19 protein-coding genes and 1 pseudogene are annotated in these 14,825 nt (G+C 35.1%); 5 read left to right on the top strand and 15 right to left on the bottom strand.

Features of this window, described 5'->3' with window-relative positions; all coding sequences use genetic code 11:
- Positions 1-75 precede the first annotated feature (75 nt).
- Positions 76-510, top strand: coding sequence for a hypothetical protein (locus AC3EMB_RS10660; RefSeq protein ID WP_001174535.1), 435 nt, complete (start codon positions 76-78; stop codon positions 508-510).
- Positions 511-567: 57 nt separating this feature from the next.
- On the opposite strand, the gene AC3EMB_RS10655 is transcribed toward AC3EMB_RS10660, so the two are convergent.
- Together AC3EMB_RS10655 and AC3EMB_RS10650 are read right to left on the bottom strand one after the other, a co-directional pair.
- Complete coding sequence (locus tag AC3EMB_RS10655) at positions 568-1,248, bottom strand: DUF3600 domain-containing protein (protein WP_000050703.1); 681 nt, start codon at positions 1,246-1,248, stop codon at positions 568-570.
- A pseudogene (locus tag AC3EMB_RS10650) lies at positions 1,245-1,822 on the bottom strand (sigma-70 family RNA polymerase sigma factor). The gene AC3EMB_RS10655 and the pseudogene AC3EMB_RS10650 overlap by 4 nt, the downstream one beginning before the upstream one ends.
- Positions 1,823-2,030: 208 nt before the next feature.
- Between AC3EMB_RS10650 and AC3EMB_RS10645 the strand changes: the two are divergent.
- Together AC3EMB_RS10645 and AC3EMB_RS10640 are read left to right on the top strand one after the other, a co-directional pair.
- A complete protein-coding gene (locus AC3EMB_RS10645; protein WP_000644636.1) occupies positions 2,031-3,017 on the top strand; it encodes a quinone oxidoreductase family protein in 987 nt (328 codons plus the stop codon).
- A 29-nt stretch (positions 3,018-3,046) separates the two neighbouring features.
- Positions 3,047-3,685, top strand: coding sequence for a hypothetical protein (locus AC3EMB_RS10640; protein ID WP_053564665.1), 639 nt, complete (start codon positions 3,047-3,049; stop codon positions 3,683-3,685).
- Positions 3,686-3,729: 44 nt separating this feature from the next.
- On the opposite strand, the gene AC3EMB_RS10635 is transcribed toward AC3EMB_RS10640, so the two are convergent.
- From AC3EMB_RS10635 to AC3EMB_RS10610, 6 genes are all read right to left on the bottom strand, one after another.
- A complete protein-coding gene (locus AC3EMB_RS10635) occupies positions 3,730-4,113 on the bottom strand; it encodes a VOC family protein (protein WP_000581475.1) in 384 nt (127 codons plus the stop codon).
- Positions 4,114-4,169: 56 nt separating this feature from the next.
- Positions 4,170-4,979, bottom strand: a complete 810-nt coding sequence (locus tag AC3EMB_RS10630; protein WP_069355476.1) for a sugar phosphate isomerase/epimerase family protein — start codon at positions 4,977-4,979, stop codon at positions 4,170-4,172.
- Between the two features lie 188 nt (positions 4,980-5,167).
- Positions 5,168-6,337, bottom strand: coding sequence for a DEAD/DEAH box helicase (locus tag AC3EMB_RS10625; protein ID WP_000588597.1), 1,170 nt, complete (start codon positions 6,335-6,337; stop codon positions 5,168-5,170).
- A gap of 19 nt (positions 6,338-6,356) precedes the next feature.
- Positions 6,357-6,884, bottom strand: coding sequence for a hypothetical protein (locus AC3EMB_RS10620; protein WP_000460216.1), 528 nt, complete (start codon positions 6,882-6,884; stop codon positions 6,357-6,359).
- Positions 6,885-6,974: 90 nt separating this feature from the next.
- Entirely contained in the window at positions 6,975-8,663 is a 1,689-nt protein-coding gene (locus AC3EMB_RS10615) for a formate--tetrahydrofolate ligase (RefSeq protein ID WP_014482011.1), read from the bottom strand.
- Positions 8,664-8,757: 94 nt separating this feature from the next.
- The gene (locus tag AC3EMB_RS10610) at positions 8,758-9,438 is read right to left on the bottom strand and encodes a class I SAM-dependent methyltransferase (protein ID WP_000206577.1); all 681 of its coding nucleotides are present in this window, start codon (positions 9,436-9,438) and stop codon (positions 8,758-8,760) included.
- A gap of 335 nt (positions 9,439-9,773) precedes the next feature.
- Between AC3EMB_RS10610 and AC3EMB_RS10605 the strand changes: the two genes are divergently transcribed.
- Positions 9,774-10,112 (top strand): hypothetical protein, encoded by a 339-nt coding sequence (locus AC3EMB_RS10605; RefSeq protein ID WP_001253201.1) that lies wholly within the window; start codon positions 9,774-9,776, stop codon positions 10,110-10,112.
- Positions 10,113-10,141: 29 nt separating this feature from the next.
- On the opposite strand, the gene AC3EMB_RS10600 is transcribed toward AC3EMB_RS10605, so the two are convergent.
- The 4 genes from AC3EMB_RS10600 to ytfJ form a co-directional block, all read right to left on the bottom strand.
- Positions 10,142-10,354 (bottom strand): hypothetical protein, encoded by a 213-nt coding sequence (locus AC3EMB_RS10600; protein ID WP_000798747.1) that lies wholly within the window; start codon positions 10,352-10,354, stop codon positions 10,142-10,144.
- Between the two features lie 69 nt (positions 10,355-10,423).
- The gene (locus AC3EMB_RS10595) at positions 10,424-10,744 is read right to left on the bottom strand and encodes a hypothetical protein (protein ID WP_000761184.1); all 321 of its coding nucleotides are present in this window, start codon (positions 10,742-10,744) and stop codon (positions 10,424-10,426) included.
- A gap of 51 nt (positions 10,745-10,795) precedes the next feature.
- Positions 10,796-11,572, bottom strand: a complete 777-nt coding sequence (locus AC3EMB_RS10590) for an oxalate:formate antiporter (protein WP_000014087.1) — start codon at positions 11,570-11,572, stop codon at positions 10,796-10,798.
- Between the two features lie 160 nt (positions 11,573-11,732).
- Positions 11,733-12,158, bottom strand: a complete 426-nt coding sequence (gene ytfJ, locus AC3EMB_RS10585; RefSeq protein WP_000349991.1) for a GerW family sporulation protein — start codon at positions 12,156-12,158, stop codon at positions 11,733-11,735.
- Between the two features lie 132 nt (positions 12,159-12,290).
- On the opposite strand from ytfJ, the gene AC3EMB_RS10580 reads away from it, so the two are divergent.
- On the top strand, positions 12,291-13,076 hold the full coding sequence (locus tag AC3EMB_RS10580; protein WP_000984746.1) for a GNAT family N-acetyltransferase: 786 nt from the start codon (positions 12,291-12,293) through the stop codon (positions 13,074-13,076).
- A 25-nt stretch (positions 13,077-13,101) separates the two neighbouring features.
- On the opposite strand, the gene AC3EMB_RS10575 is transcribed toward AC3EMB_RS10580, so the two are convergent.
- From AC3EMB_RS10575 to AC3EMB_RS10565, 3 genes are read right to left on the bottom strand one after another with little or no spacing between them, the layout of a single operon-like run.
- Positions 13,102-13,983, bottom strand: coding sequence for a phosphotransferase family protein (locus AC3EMB_RS10575; protein ID WP_098127110.1), 882 nt, complete (start codon positions 13,981-13,983; stop codon positions 13,102-13,104).
- A gap of 33 nt (positions 13,984-14,016) precedes the next feature.
- Entirely contained in the window at positions 14,017-14,445 is a 429-nt protein-coding gene (locus AC3EMB_RS10570) for a GNAT family N-acetyltransferase (protein ID WP_098678262.1), read from the bottom strand.
- A gap of 3 nt (positions 14,446-14,448) precedes the next feature.
- Positions 14,449-14,814 (bottom strand): cupin, encoded by a 366-nt coding sequence (locus tag AC3EMB_RS10565; protein ID WP_053564670.1) that lies wholly within the window; start codon positions 14,812-14,814, stop codon positions 14,449-14,451.
- Between the last annotated feature and the right edge of the window lie 11 nt (positions 14,815-14,825).

Here is a 14,825-nt window from a genome sequence, read left to right as displayed (position 1 = left end):
AGAGATATACAACAGTAGTTATTGTATATCTCTTCTTTTTTTGAATATATTTTGAGTAAAGGATGGTGGAATATAATGCAAAAAGTGATGCTATACCTCTGCTTCACATTATTTATCGTCTTATTATTATTTGTAGGAGTAAAAATTCAATTTTATTTAGATACAGATGCACAAGTGAACTTTAACGTTTATCCAAGATTATTCTACTTTACACTCTTCCCTCTTATAGTTGGCATTTTATTACGATTCCTTCAATCTATTAATCGCGAAACGAGTAAACAAAACTGGAGCTTTCAACCGGATAAATTTATTGCTATTACAGTGCCTACACTATTCATTTCCTTTTCCCCAGCACTACTCTTTTCACCACTTGCCGAATACCTACCTTATTTAGTTAATATTATTCTAATAAATACAACTTTTGTTACGATTATTAGTTTAATAGCTGGTTATTCCCTTTTAGATTGTTTTATACAAAAGGACAATGCAACGATGAAAAAATATAATTGAATGCTCTATTTTCTTTTAATAAAGAAAGCTCAAAGCTAAAGCTTTGAGCTTTTTTACTTATCTCACCTTTTCATCTACATACTCCATAAACTGCTCCGCTTTAATAAATCTTTCTTTGTACGCCTCAGGCACTTCTTCTACTGTTATCCCGCCACTCGATTTCGTTTTTACTAACACAGTTTGATGTGACATTAATGCCTCCATATATTGTTCATACTCTTCAGGAGTTAGTACTTCTTTACTAGATTTATGGCCATTTAATTTATCAAAATACGGATGAAGCTCCATTACTACCTTTTTCAATTCCTCTTTTTTAGCTGGTGATAATTGATCATAATCTATATTACCATTCGAATCCCCGTACGCAAGCTTTGCATTAGTTAATTTTTTCAGTTCTTTTGTAAACTCTTCATATTCCTTCGAACTCATTTCATCTTTCGCTTCTGATAATTTTGCATTAAAACGCATATACGTTTCTAATGTCATCGCTCCGGCGTGTTTTTTTAAATTCTCAAAAGATCCGTATATACCATCCGCCATAATAGATTGATATGCAAAACCGGTCGTAGGGATTAAAAATGCTGCTGCAAGCACTCCGGCGATAAGACGTTTCTTCACCTTACTTCCCCCGCGATTCATTTTGATTTGAACAATTACTTTTTCTTTTAACTCCGGCGGGGCAACAATCCCCTTCGCTTCTTCTCGTATAGATTCTCTAACTCTACAATCTAAACTCATTTCACATTCCCTACCTCTCCTAAAAAGATTTCTTCTACTTGCTCTTTTTGACGTAGTTTCTTTAATGCCGCATGAATTCTAGACTTCACTGTACCAATTGGAATATGTAATATTTGTGCTACTTCTTCTTGTGAATATTCGTATAAGTATCTTAAGATAATAACTTGTTTCAATTTATACGGTAATTTATGAATGAGTTCGATTAGTTTTTGGTTTGATATTTTACTTACAACATCGTTAGAAAAATCAATTTGCACTGGCTTTCTTTGCTCTTCTGCTTTTTTCATAATTCGTAGTCGCATCCACCTCTTTCTTCTATAAGAATGAATTTGTTTAATCGCAATCCCAATTAGCCAAGGGCGAAATGGCTTCTCGCTATCATATTTACGAAGCGATTCATATAGCTGTATGTATACTTCTTGAACGACATCATCTACATCCGTTTTATCTTCAATTAAAAAATGTGCTGTTTTATATACTTCTTGAATCGTTACATCATACAATTCGCTATACGCTTCTTTATTTCCTGATAAAGTTAATGAATTAAATGTGCGTAATCTATTTCAGCCTTCATATTCCAGCCCTCCTTTGTCTTACACTATATATTGGCAAGTAATTCATATTTCGTTCGATTTTTCCGAAAAATTTTTTTATATAAATTAATATTATGATCCAATGAGTTCATAAGCTTCACTTATAACCACACATAACTATTATATAATTTTCCAATTTCTGATAAAGATTTAAAATGATTTATATAGTCAAATTTAGGAGGATATATGATGAAAGCTATCGTTGTAACGTCGTTCGGTGGTCCTGAAGTGATGAAATATACAGATTTGGATATACCGGCTATTTCAGAAGATCAAGTTTTAATTCGCGTTGTTGCTACTAGTGTAAATTTCGCTGATATTAAATCACGTTATGGCAAAAAAGGAAATAAAGCACTACCTTTTATTCCAGGTATAGATGCCACTGGTATTGTAGAACGCGTCGGTTCTCATGTGAAAAATATTCAACCTGGACAGCGTGTCATTGCTTTTCCTCAAAATGGATCTTACGCAGAGTACGTTGTTTCAAATGAAAATCTCACTTTCGTTTTACCCCATGAAGTCGACTTTCAAACCGCAGCTGCTTGTCCGATCGTATCTTTCACAAGCTATAATTTACTCGTGAATGTTGCAAGGCTTCAACAAAATGAATCCGTGCTGATTCATGCAGCTGCTGGCGGAATTGGTACTACCGCGATTCAACTTGCAAAACGATTAGGGGCTGGAACAGTTATCGGTACTGTCGGAAGTGAAACGAAAAAAGAAATCGCTTTAGATGCTGGAGCTGATTATGTTATTTGTCATCAAGATGAAGATTTTGTAGAGAAAGTCAATGAGCTGACAAACGGAGAAGGAGTGAATATAATTTTGGACTCTATTTCTGGAACTGTCTCTGAAAGAAGTTTAAACTGCCTAGCTTATTACGGTCGCCTCGTTCATTTCGGTAATGCAAGCGGTAAAATTGGCAATTTCAAAACGAAAGATTTACACGCAAGTTGCCGCTCTATACTAGGCTTTAGCTTTGGCACTACACGGAAAAAACGTCCTGAACTACTCCAAGAAACGGCAAATGAAGTTTTCCGTTATTTGCGTGACGGAAGTTTGCAAATGAAAGCTACAAAATCTTTTCCCCTTCAAGATGCAGGGAAAGCACATGAATGGGTCGAAAGTAGAAAAAGTACAGGGAAAGTAATACTAACTGTTCAGTCTTCTTCCTGAAATGAATACTTGAAACAGAGGTGGCATTCATGGGATCACGAATTATGCATGTTATTATCGCTAACGGTATTGCTGAGAAACTATGTATTCAAGATAAAACTTCTTTCTTACTTGGAGGGGTAGCCCCTGATGCGGTTCATTCAGCAGAAGAAAAAGGAACTTCACACTTTTACGCTGGTACAACGAAGAACTATACGAGAAGAATAGATTATGATTCATTCTTTCATAAATACGAAGCACATATAGATTCCCCCTTTATTTTAGGCTATTATACCCACCTCATTGCCGATGATAATTGGCTAAGTGGCTTTTTTCTACCATGGCTAAAAAATAGAATAGAGAATGACGAAACCATCGCACCCCTGTACTATAACGATTTTAAACTGTTAAATGCAAAGTTGCTTCATCATTACGATCAAGAACAACAGCTCTTCTCTCTTCTCAATCAAGAGGCTCACATTGTGGATATTGAAGAGGTTTCTAAAGAAAACGTTTTAGCTTTTCGAAAGTATCTTTTTGAAGATATGTTGTATCCTGAGCAACATTTGCATGAAGACTTACAGGTGTTTACGTTTAATCAAATTGTCGGTTACATTGAAACCGCTATTGAAAAAGGTGTATTTTTTATTACACAACTCTCTCATGAAAAATCCACTTCAAAGATTTAATCCCCCTCAATATATTTGAGGGGGATTTTCACATAGCAATATTATTATTGATTCTTCTCCATAACCGCAAAATAATTCCCTTCACTATCAGCAAAGTTAAACACTTTACCAGAAGGCATAGTTACCATTTCTCCAACAGTAACATTTTTATTTTTTAAACCTGCATATAATTGATCCAGATTTTCTGAGAAGAACATTAAGGACGGTGTACCAAGATTTAATTCTGGGCTCATTTTCGAAATAACTTCTTTATTATGTAATATAATGCTCGTTTCAGCACCGTTAGTTGGAGCAATTTCAATCCATCTCATTCCTTGCTTGTTATCTTCCTCCGCAACTACATGAAACCCTACCTTTTCCGTCCAAAAATTTACTGCCTCATCTTGATTATTTACATATAACATAATTTGTCCTACTTTATGAATCATTTCTATTCCTCCTATTGTTTTTTTACATTCTATGTAGCTTTCTACAGCTGGTATCGTTATTCCTTTTGAGTTGGTATGTACTTCTTTGCAAAATTTATCGACTGACTCATCCCATCCAGTTCGTCAAAATAATTGTTTCTTTCAATCATGTTATATCCGTCGAATCCAATTTCATCTAATACTTTGAAGAATATATCGAAATCCACTTCACCATTTCCTACTGCTACTTCTATATACTTACTTGAACTATTACTTTTCACTTCTTTACAATCTTTAATATGAGTTTGTACTATATAATCTTTTAATAGTAATAAACCTTCTAACGGATTTTCATTTACATCACTTATTAAATTTGCTGGGTCAAAGTTAACAGCTAGTCCTTTCGAGTTTGCATTTTCTAAAAATCGTTTTAATACTATTGCTTTTTCAGATCCTGTCTCAATAGCAAAGACTCCCCCAAATTTGAATGCTAATTCTCCTATCTCATAACAAACCCGTATCATTTTATCATAGCACTCACTTTTTTCATCATCTGGAACTTTCCCAATATGAGCTGTTATGATCTTTGCTCCCAGCTCCAAACCTCTGTCAGTAATATATTTAATCTGATTTATTGTACTGTCAACTTCTGTTCCTGTAATTCCATTTTCTCCAAAACTAATTGCTAATGACGGAATCTTTATTCCATTAAAAGATAAGCTTTTCTTTAAAGCAGTCCATTCTACCACTGGAATATTAGCTAAGTTGAAGTTTTTATTCATAGCATATAATTGAATATATTCTAAATCCCATTCCCTTGCTTTTTGTATTCCTTCGTTTACTTCAATATGTTTCGTATTCAAAAACATTCCTAATTTCCTATCCATATATGAACCTTCTTTTTATCATTTCGCATCAGTTTAATATTCGACTTTTTTTATATTACTTCCTTGTACATATGTTGATTAAAAAAGTGATAATAGATACATTTCAATAATCATTAATCAAACTCCTTGTATTATTCAATTGCAAATAAAAAAGACGTAACTACAAATAGTTACGCCTTCCCCATTATTTATCTAGGCTTTTTCTTCCCAGTAAATGCTGGTTTCTTTTTCTTAGGTGCTGGTGGCTTCGATTCTACAAATGTTCCTTTGAACATTTCTTGCTTCGTAAATACGATGCCTAGTTTTTTCGCAAATTGTAGTAATTTGCGCTCTTCTTGTGGAGTTACAAGAGATACGACAGTTCCTTCTTTACCCATACGTCCAGTACGTCCTGAGCGGTGAATGTATTGGTCTACTGTGTCTGGTAATTCTAAGTGAATTACATGTGTTAAATCATCAATATCAATACCGCGTGCTGCAATATCAGTAGCAAGTAGGATTTCTAATTTTCCACCGCGGAAAGCACGCATCGTTGCTTCACGCTCTTGTTTACTTGCTTCTGCATGAAGAGCCGCTGCTTTCATTTTACGGAATTTCAATTTCTGAGTAATTTCATCTAAACGGAATGGATCGTTTAAGAAAGCAACTGCTTTTACATCGCCCATATGCATAATTCTTCTTACGTAATCATTTTTTTCGCGTCGCTCACAAATGATATACGTATGCTCAACTAAGCTTTTTGATTCTGCACGTGTTACACGTACTAATTGTGGTTCAACTGCTAAATCACGTGCCGCATCTTCTGCCGCTTTTGTCATTGTCGCCGAGAAGAATACTAATTGACGATCGCGCATCGTTGATTTAATTACATCTTGCACTGCACCCATCATTTTTTGCTTTACAATTTGATCAAACTCATCAAATACAATTGTTTTTACTTCATGCATTTTTAGCTTTTTCATACGAATTAATTCTAAGATACGGCCTGGTGAACCGACAATTACTCTTGGGTGTTTCTTTAATTTTTCAACTTGGCGCTTAATATCTGCACCACCAATTAAAGATGCACCTGAAATTTCAGTTCCTGCTGTAAATTTTTGAACCTCTTCATGAATTTGCATTACAAGTTCACGCGTTGGAGCTAAAATAACAACTTGTGGCTGTTTTACTTCAGGATTAATTTTATGTAAAAGGGGTAATAAGTACGCTAATGTTTTTCCTGTTCCAGTTGGAGATTCAGCTATAACGTCTTGTCCTTCTAAAATAGTTGGAATCGCTTGTTTTTGAATTTCAGTTAATTCTTTAAAACCAGCCTTCTCCCAAGCTTCTTGTAAAAATGGTTGCATATCTTTTATCATTTGTTTTTCTCCTTTATCTCTATTTTTGAAGAAAATGCTGTATTGTTCGCACCGTTTCTATCATGTGTGAAATAACAGCTATTAAATCATCAACATGGTCTTCTGTAATCGCTTTTTGAAATAGAACCTCTACCTTATTATGATATGAAATCGCTTGCTTATTATATTCGTATGAAACTTTCTGCATAATCATTCTTTCTTTTCCCCATATAGAACGCATTAAAGTTTCAATTTCTTCGCATCCTACTTCTGGTTGTTCTAACGGGAATGAAAATGCTAGCTTCATTTCACAACCTGGTGTAAACTGAGGCACTTCTAGTATTTCACCAGACAAGTTCTTTGCATCCACAGATAATGAAAATGTTGCTTCTACTAATGGTTCGAACGGTTCTGTTAATTGAAATGAGATATGATATATACGACTTAATGAGGCAAGGTCCATCATATCTTTTCGATCTGTTACAAGAATATCTCCATGTAGATCAAAATCATACACAGCACCTTCTACGATTACTTTTAAATTGTCAAAAGCAGTTGGATCAAACATAATTTCCTCCAAAAAACAGGCGCCTTTCGATGGAAAGGCGCCACTTGATGTATATATAGTTTACAGATAAACGAGATGAATTACAACCTTTTAGAATAAACCTACTGCTTTTCCATCTTCATTTACATCCATTTGAAGTGCTGCTGGTTGTTTTGGAAGACCTGGCATTGTTAACATTGTACCTGTTAACGCAACGATAAAGCCTGCACCGATAGATGGTTTTAACTCACGAATTGTAACGATAAAGTCAGATGGACGACCTAATTTTGTTGCATCGTCAGAAAGAGAGTATTGTGTTTTCGCCATACAAACTGGTAGGTTACTCCAACCTTCTCCTTCATATTGAGCTAATTGCTTACGTGCTTTCGGAGCAAATTCAATATCTTTTGCGCCATACACTTTTTGAGCAATTGTACGAATTTTTTCTTCTAATGGTAATTCTAATTCATAAAGTGGTGCGTAGTTGTTTTCACCTTTTTCGATTTCTTTTAGTACTTTTTCAGCAAGGTCAACTCCGCCTTGGCCACCCTTCTCCCAAACTTCTGTTAAGGATACTGCATAGCCACGCTCATTACACCACTCTTGTAAGTATGTAACTTCTGCATCTGTATCTGTAATGAATTTATTAATTGCAATTACGAAAGGCACACCAAAGCTTTGAATTGTTTCAACATGCTTCTGTAAGTTTTCCATACCTTTTGCTAATGCATCTACATTTTCTTCTTTTAATTGATCTTTTGCTACGCCACCATGCATTTTAAGCGCACGAATCGTCGCAACAATAACAACTGCTTCTGGTTTAATGCCAGCTGCACGAGCTTTAATATCTAAAAACTTCTCAGCGCCTAAATCAGCACCAAATCCAGCTTCTGTAATAACATAATCACCTAATTTTGCTGCCATTGTCGTAGCGATAACACTGTTACAACCGTGAGCAATATTCGCAAATGGTCCGCCATGAATAATAGCTGGTGTATTTTCTAATGTTTGTACTAAGTTTGGTTTTAATGCGTCTTTTAATAATAGCGTTAACGCACCTTCTACACCTAAATCTTTAACCGTTACAGGTTGATTTGCAAAGTTATAAGCAACTACGATGCGAGATAGACGCGCTTTTAAGTCTTGAATATCTGTTGCAAGGCAGAATACGGCCATAATTTCAGATGCGACTGTAATGTCAAAACCGTCTTCACGTGGTACACCTTGTACAGGTCCACCAAGACCAATTACTACGTTACGAAGGGCACGATCATTTAAGTCAACACAGCGTTTCCAAACAATTTTACGCGTATCAATTCCAAGTGTGTTTCCTTGTTGGATATGATTATCAATAAACGCTGCTAATGCGTTATTGGCAGTTGTGATCGCATGGATATCTCCAGTAAAGTGAAGGTTAATGTCTTCCATTGGTACGACTTGTGAAAAACCGCCACCTGCTGCTCCACCTTTTAATCCCATCGTCGGTCCAAGAGATGGTTCACGAAGTGCAATTACTGTTTTCTTACCAATTTTGTTAAAAGCTTGACCTAAACCAACTGTTACTGTTGATTTACCTTCTCCAGCTGGAGTTGGGTTAATTGCTGTTACTAAAACAACTTTACCGTCTTTCTCATCTTGTAAGCGCTTAAAAATATCAAGAGATAACTTACCTTTATAATGCCCGTATGGCTCTAATTCATCTTCTAAAATATTTAAATCAGCTGCAATTTCTTGAATCTTCTTCATACTCGCTTCTTGTGCGATTTCAATATCGGATTTCACTGTTGTAGTAGTTGTCATATACCCTAGTCCCCCTTTAATTGGTTCTGATGATATTGTATCAGTTTTTTGTATTTTCTGCACTTATTTACCTCCTAAAAATTCTTTCATTTCTTTATACGTTTTTTAACATAAATACCCATAAGAATGTTAACGATTGTTGTAACTCTGTAGGTAGTTGACCTAACATCTTCTCATTTACTCCGCGCTTATATACGCCGATGCCATCTATAACTTTAAAACCTTGTTCTTTCGCTAACTGTTCAAATTCCCAAGGCATCATCGTATTACAAACAACGTCTTTTCCATACAAGCGAGGATAACTGTTCTCTCGTGGCTTTGCTGTCGGTCCTAAAATTGCAATACATGCATATCCATCTTTCTTTAACACACGCTTTATTTCATTTAACGCTCGTAATGGCTCTTCCGTCCATTCTAAAGAATTAATTGCCATAATTGATTCAAATTGCTCATTTTCAAATGGTAATGCAGAAAGATCTCCTTTTATAAAAGATAAATTTGGTCCTTCTCCGCGCTCCTTACCTTTTTGAATCATCACTTCCGATAAATCTACTCCCACTGCTTTATAGCCTGCGCTACTTAATTTATATGTACCGTACCCATCACCACAACCAACATCGAGCACTTGTGCTTCTTTCTTTACGTATTGTTCAAAAAACGGAATAATTGTGCTCCTACTCCCGCTATCCCACATTTCCTGACTATTTTTATTCCAAAACTCCGCACTACTATCCCATTTCTTCTCTGCTGATTCATGCCAATTAAATGTTGTCATACATTCCCCTACCTTCACGTATTATCATTCATTTCATTCTACATCATTTTCCAAAATTCCTGTTTTATCCTGCTTGCAGTAAGACACCTACCTCAAAATTCAATGGATGCGGACCAGTTAATGGGAGAGAACTGCTCATAAAAATCCAATTGTTGCTGGCTGATAATCAGTCGTGATGGAAAAAATCCCGCACTTTATCTTCAATAGGAAATGGATATGTTAACGATGGAATACGTATTCTCCATTTTTTGCTTTACTTGGGTTTAACTCATACTCATGCTCTTCTCATTTTGAAAGATACTATAGATACACCCAATTGAAAGAGAGGGATGTACATGCGAAGAAAGAGAAATCATCATTTTAAAAGTGGTGAAAAAAACGAAGAGTATGCTGCTGAAATATCACCAGCTGGCATTCCAATTAGACATAAGCGTAAAGAAATTGCAAATGAGATAGAAGGTACAAATACCGGCGCAATGGTAGGCTATGTCGCTTTATTTCTTTCGTTATTCTCCATTGCTTTTTATCCAGTTACGCTCGGCTCCCTAGCAATTTTAGTTGGCCTATTAGCTGTCAATTTCGGAGCAAGAACACTTGGATATACAGCAATTGGTTTTGGTAGTTTTTCTGTTTTATTTACTTTACTTTATCCGCTTGCTTTGTCAGCGTTTTAAAAAAACACACCAAGTTATACTTGGTGTGTTCATTCATGATACAACATAATATGACCGCATCCACAACAATGTTTCGCTGTAATTTCTTGAAACACTGGATAATTTTCTTCATCTCGATGCTCAATAAATACTTTTTCAAACCGATACATGTTTGGTGCATATGCCCAATCTTGTTTCGTACGTGCATATAATGTTGAGGAAAAAAACTCCTCACCACCGCAAACGATACATGTGTTCTTCATCGCTATCCCTCCTATGCTTGTCTTACTTCATCTATATGAACATAAGCATAAAAAAAAGACCTTCTATTACTAGAAAGTCTTCTCTGAAACAAAAAGAAATGTACCAAACATTCCTACTCCGCTATATTCTTTTGAAACACCAGCTTCTGTTTTAAATGTTTGCTTTACAGTCATAAAGAATACACCATTTCGTGCATCTGTACTTTCAAATTGTAGTTTTTCTTTTTTACCATCTACATTTTGCGTGCATTCAAAACTACTCTCATTACAATTCAACGCATACTTATCCTCTACATACACTTTAAAATCTGATTCTTTCGGACAAGTTATAAGTAATATTGCCACGAGAATAATACTTACAATACCCACAATTGTATAATATTTCTTCATTTGTACTCCTTTCAAATGACAAGAAAACTTGACTTCATGCGCCAAGTTTTCTTAGTCAACAACCCATTGCCACTCTTGTTCTTTCTTATCAAAAATGAGCCAACCTGTTTCTGTTGCTTCCTCTTTCAATTCATCGATATTATCTAGCACCTCATCCGTACTTTCATACGAACCAACTACATATACCGGAATTTCAAGACCTCTTCTTGACTCAATCTTCCCTGCTAGATCTATGTAAAGACCATCTTCCATTAGTGGAATAAGTCCCATAATCAATTCTTTTGAAATTGCTGGGAAAATTTTTGATTTTTGGAAGAAAGAAAAACGTTTCTTACCGAAAGCACCGAGTTTATACGGAATGACTTTACTTAACATTCCTACAAAATCGGCAATTCTACGATAATACACTTTGTTGTACCATCCGTCATCATGTGAAAAATAAACAAATCTATTTTTCAGTAACGGAAAGAATGTTCTTGCAAGTGGTTCTTTTTTGTGAGCCAAATATAATAATTCTGCAATTTCTTTCGGCTCTAATTCATCTAAATCGCTTGCATCATCAAAATCTACCCAACAAAATTCATCAAATTCATCAATCTCTGCTTGAATTAACTTATGTATATTTTCTTCCTCAACATATTCAAATAAAGTATGATAATGAAAATCCGTCCATTCAAAGTTGTGCTTCAAAAGCAACACTTGATGAAGCGGTGAAGGGATGTTACTCGCAAACTCTTTAAACGTAATTCCTGATGTAATAAAACAATGACCTCGACGATTACCATTAATATATATCATATTCTTTACTTGGTCAGATCCTCCAGACAAAGCACCTAGCCACCTTCGTTTTATATGTTTCAATTCTATAGCATATTTTAACATGAAAAATTTTAGAAACATAGAAAAAACTTCAAAAACTATTTACAATTTCATGTGTTTTATTACATAGTGATTACAAGAAAAAACGCCTGCTCATAAGCAGGCGTTTTTAAAGGATTTCATCAGGGTTTTGAGGATGATGATTTCCCTCTTTCTTTTCTTCTTTTTGGAACATCGATTGAATTTTATCAATTGTTTGTGGAGCTAATTCAATCATTTTTTCTGCTAAATGTGTCGCATTTTGTAAATGAAGAATATTTACTCCATCTTTATTCACCACAAGAAATGCTACTGGTGTAATCGAAACACCACCCGCGCTACCGCCACCAAATGCAGGGTTACCGTTCGCTCTTTGTCCATCATTCGTTTGGAAATCAGAACCTCCTGCTCCAAAACCGAACGCTACTTTAGAAACCGTTAACACCACACCACCGTCAGCCGTTTGAACAGGCTCTCCAACAATCGTATTTACATCAACCATTTCTTTTAAATTTTCCATTGCTGCTTTCATTAACCCTTGAATTGGATGATCCACCGTTCATAACCTCCTTTGTCATATCTTTCCTAGTTTTTCCGAAAGTTTGTGAACTAAACATAAAATTTTATATTGATTTCAAAAAACTTAAGTTGCAATATTTAGAAAAATAAAAAAAGAGGTCGATTCTTTATGATGCGAAAATTAACAAAGAAAGATCATGAACAAGTATTCGCTTACCTAAAAGAAGAAGCAGCCATTAACTTGTTTATTATTGGAGATATTGAAGCTTTCGGTTATGACACAGATTTCCAAGAATTATGGGGAGTATTTAAAGAGAATGGGACATTAAAATCAATTCTACTCCGATTCCACGATTCATTTATACCATATAGTAAAGAAGACTTTGTTACCCTTGATTATGAGGCACTTCTTTCCGCATATAAACCGCTTAAACTCTCTGGCAAGTCAACTATTGTAGAAAGGTTTGAAACTTCTCCAAGTCTACAATTAGGCGCCAAAAATGAAATGTATTTTTGCGAATGTCTAAATGACAACAACTTACCTAGCACGCCTATCCAAGAAACAATTAAACTTGCCACACTAGATGATGTAGAGCGAATTATGCAATTGCGAGGTAACATTGCTGAATTTCCAGTTGCTAATGAATCAGAGAAAATATTAAGACAAGCTCTCAAAACAAATACAGGACGCACATATTATATTGAAAAAGACGGTGCTATTATTGCATCCGCCTCTACTTCCGCTGAAAATTCATTATCCGCTATGGTAGTTGGCGTATGTACACATCCGAATTATCGCGGAAGCGGATACGCTTCGCTCATATTACAAAAAATGATTCAAGACTTTACGAATGAAGGCCGAACGCTTTGTTTGTTTTATAACAATCCAGCTGCTGGACGTATTTACAAACGATTAGGGTTTAAAGATATTGGGATGTGGACGATGTATCGATAATTAAAAGCCGATTTAAAATCGGCTTTTATACATACTGTGCTATTCCAGCTTCAAAGGCTTTCTTATCATTATTTAGTACACCAAATAATGCTTCTTGAAGAGCAAATGTACTTTTGTAAAAATACATTCGTTCCCTTACTGCTTCTAAATTAGGATAATGTGCTGCAAATAGTTGTAAAAACTCTCCTCCATAACTAGCTAATATACCTGCAAAATCATAAGCAGGATCTCCAATGCTCGCACCACCAAAATCTATGACCCCTGAAATATCCTTTTTTGTTGCACTATATAAGATGTTTGTCATGCCAAAATCCCCATGAACAAGACTCGGTGTAAAATTAAAATGGCTCTCTTCATTTAAATACGTTTCAAAAGATAATGAAACTTCTCTTTTTGCCTCTTCTCTCATGTATGGATAAACATAATCTTTTAATTGACTATATAAACTATTTGTTTCTGCATATATATCAGCACTATCATTTTGCATAATACCTTCAAATGTGGATAACGGAATTTCATGCAATTCTTTTAAAAATCCCGCCAATGTGCACGCAAGTTTCTGTAATTGCTTTTCATCATTTATTCCCGTAAAAGTATTTTTCCAAAACGGTTCCCCTTCAATCATTTCATATCCTGCAAATACTTTTCCTAGCACTTCATCTTGCAATCTTTGATAACTTGGATCAGGAATTTGGATCGTAATAAATGGTCGTATTTTCTCCAGTAACTTTGTTTCTACTCGAAGTTTTTGAATACCTTTTTCATATTTCGGAAAACGAAATACTATATTATCATTTATAATTAAAACATCATTATTTTGGCCAATTTCATTTACATGTGCCGATTTTATTTGTAGTTCAGGATACACACTTTGTAAATACGCTACATACTCATTTTCTTTTCTCATGCTTTCTCGCTTCCCTCATTCAGACTATTATACTCACTTCAAAGTCATAATTACCTGCCTTTCAACAAACCCAAACTCTTCGTACATCTCTTTTGCAAAATTCCCAGTAAATACATTCAGCCTAATTTCTGAATATTCCTCCTTTAATTCCTTAATACCAGCTTCCATCAGTTCTCGCGATAATCCTCTCCCGCGATATTCTGGGAAAACGTACAATTCATATATAAATCCAAGTTTTTCACGAGAAAAATAGTCTGTATTTTCCCCTATTAATATCCATCCCATTACTTTATTTGCTTCTTTAACGATTAAATAATATGCTCCTTTTTCTACAATCGGCTTTGTAATTTCAATCGCTTTCTCGGTACTTAATTGACAATTCCCTCTCGTCCCTTCAAAAAGCGATTGCGCCGCATATTTTAATATTTCATTGGTATCTTCTTGATTCGCCTTAATTATCATTTTTCACAACTCCCCTTGAATAATAGGCATTACTATCCCTTGTTCAAGATTCTCCGCTTCCATAACAATTGCCGTTAATCCTTGTTCTGTACTTGTTTCATGGAGCTCTCCCTTCTCCCAAAACACAGCTTGTCCCGCCTCTACCTTTATCTTTTTTTTATTTGCCCCACATACATATCCTGCTCCGTCCACAATAAGAAGCAGTTGAGATACAACTGCTTCATGATTACCGATGATTCCATTCTCGTGTAAATGCATAGCACCGATATGTACATTTCCTTGATGGTTTACTATTTTCGACATTATGAAATTAGATTGAAATACTGATATGTGCTTTCCTACTTTTTCACTAAAATCAAAAATTTTCATTGCTAGTCCTC

Source organism: Bacillus sp. LQ16, assembly GCF_057784645.1.
The sequence above is the reverse complement of the archived record's forward strand: the minus strand, read 5'-3'. Positions and strand labels throughout refer to the sequence as shown.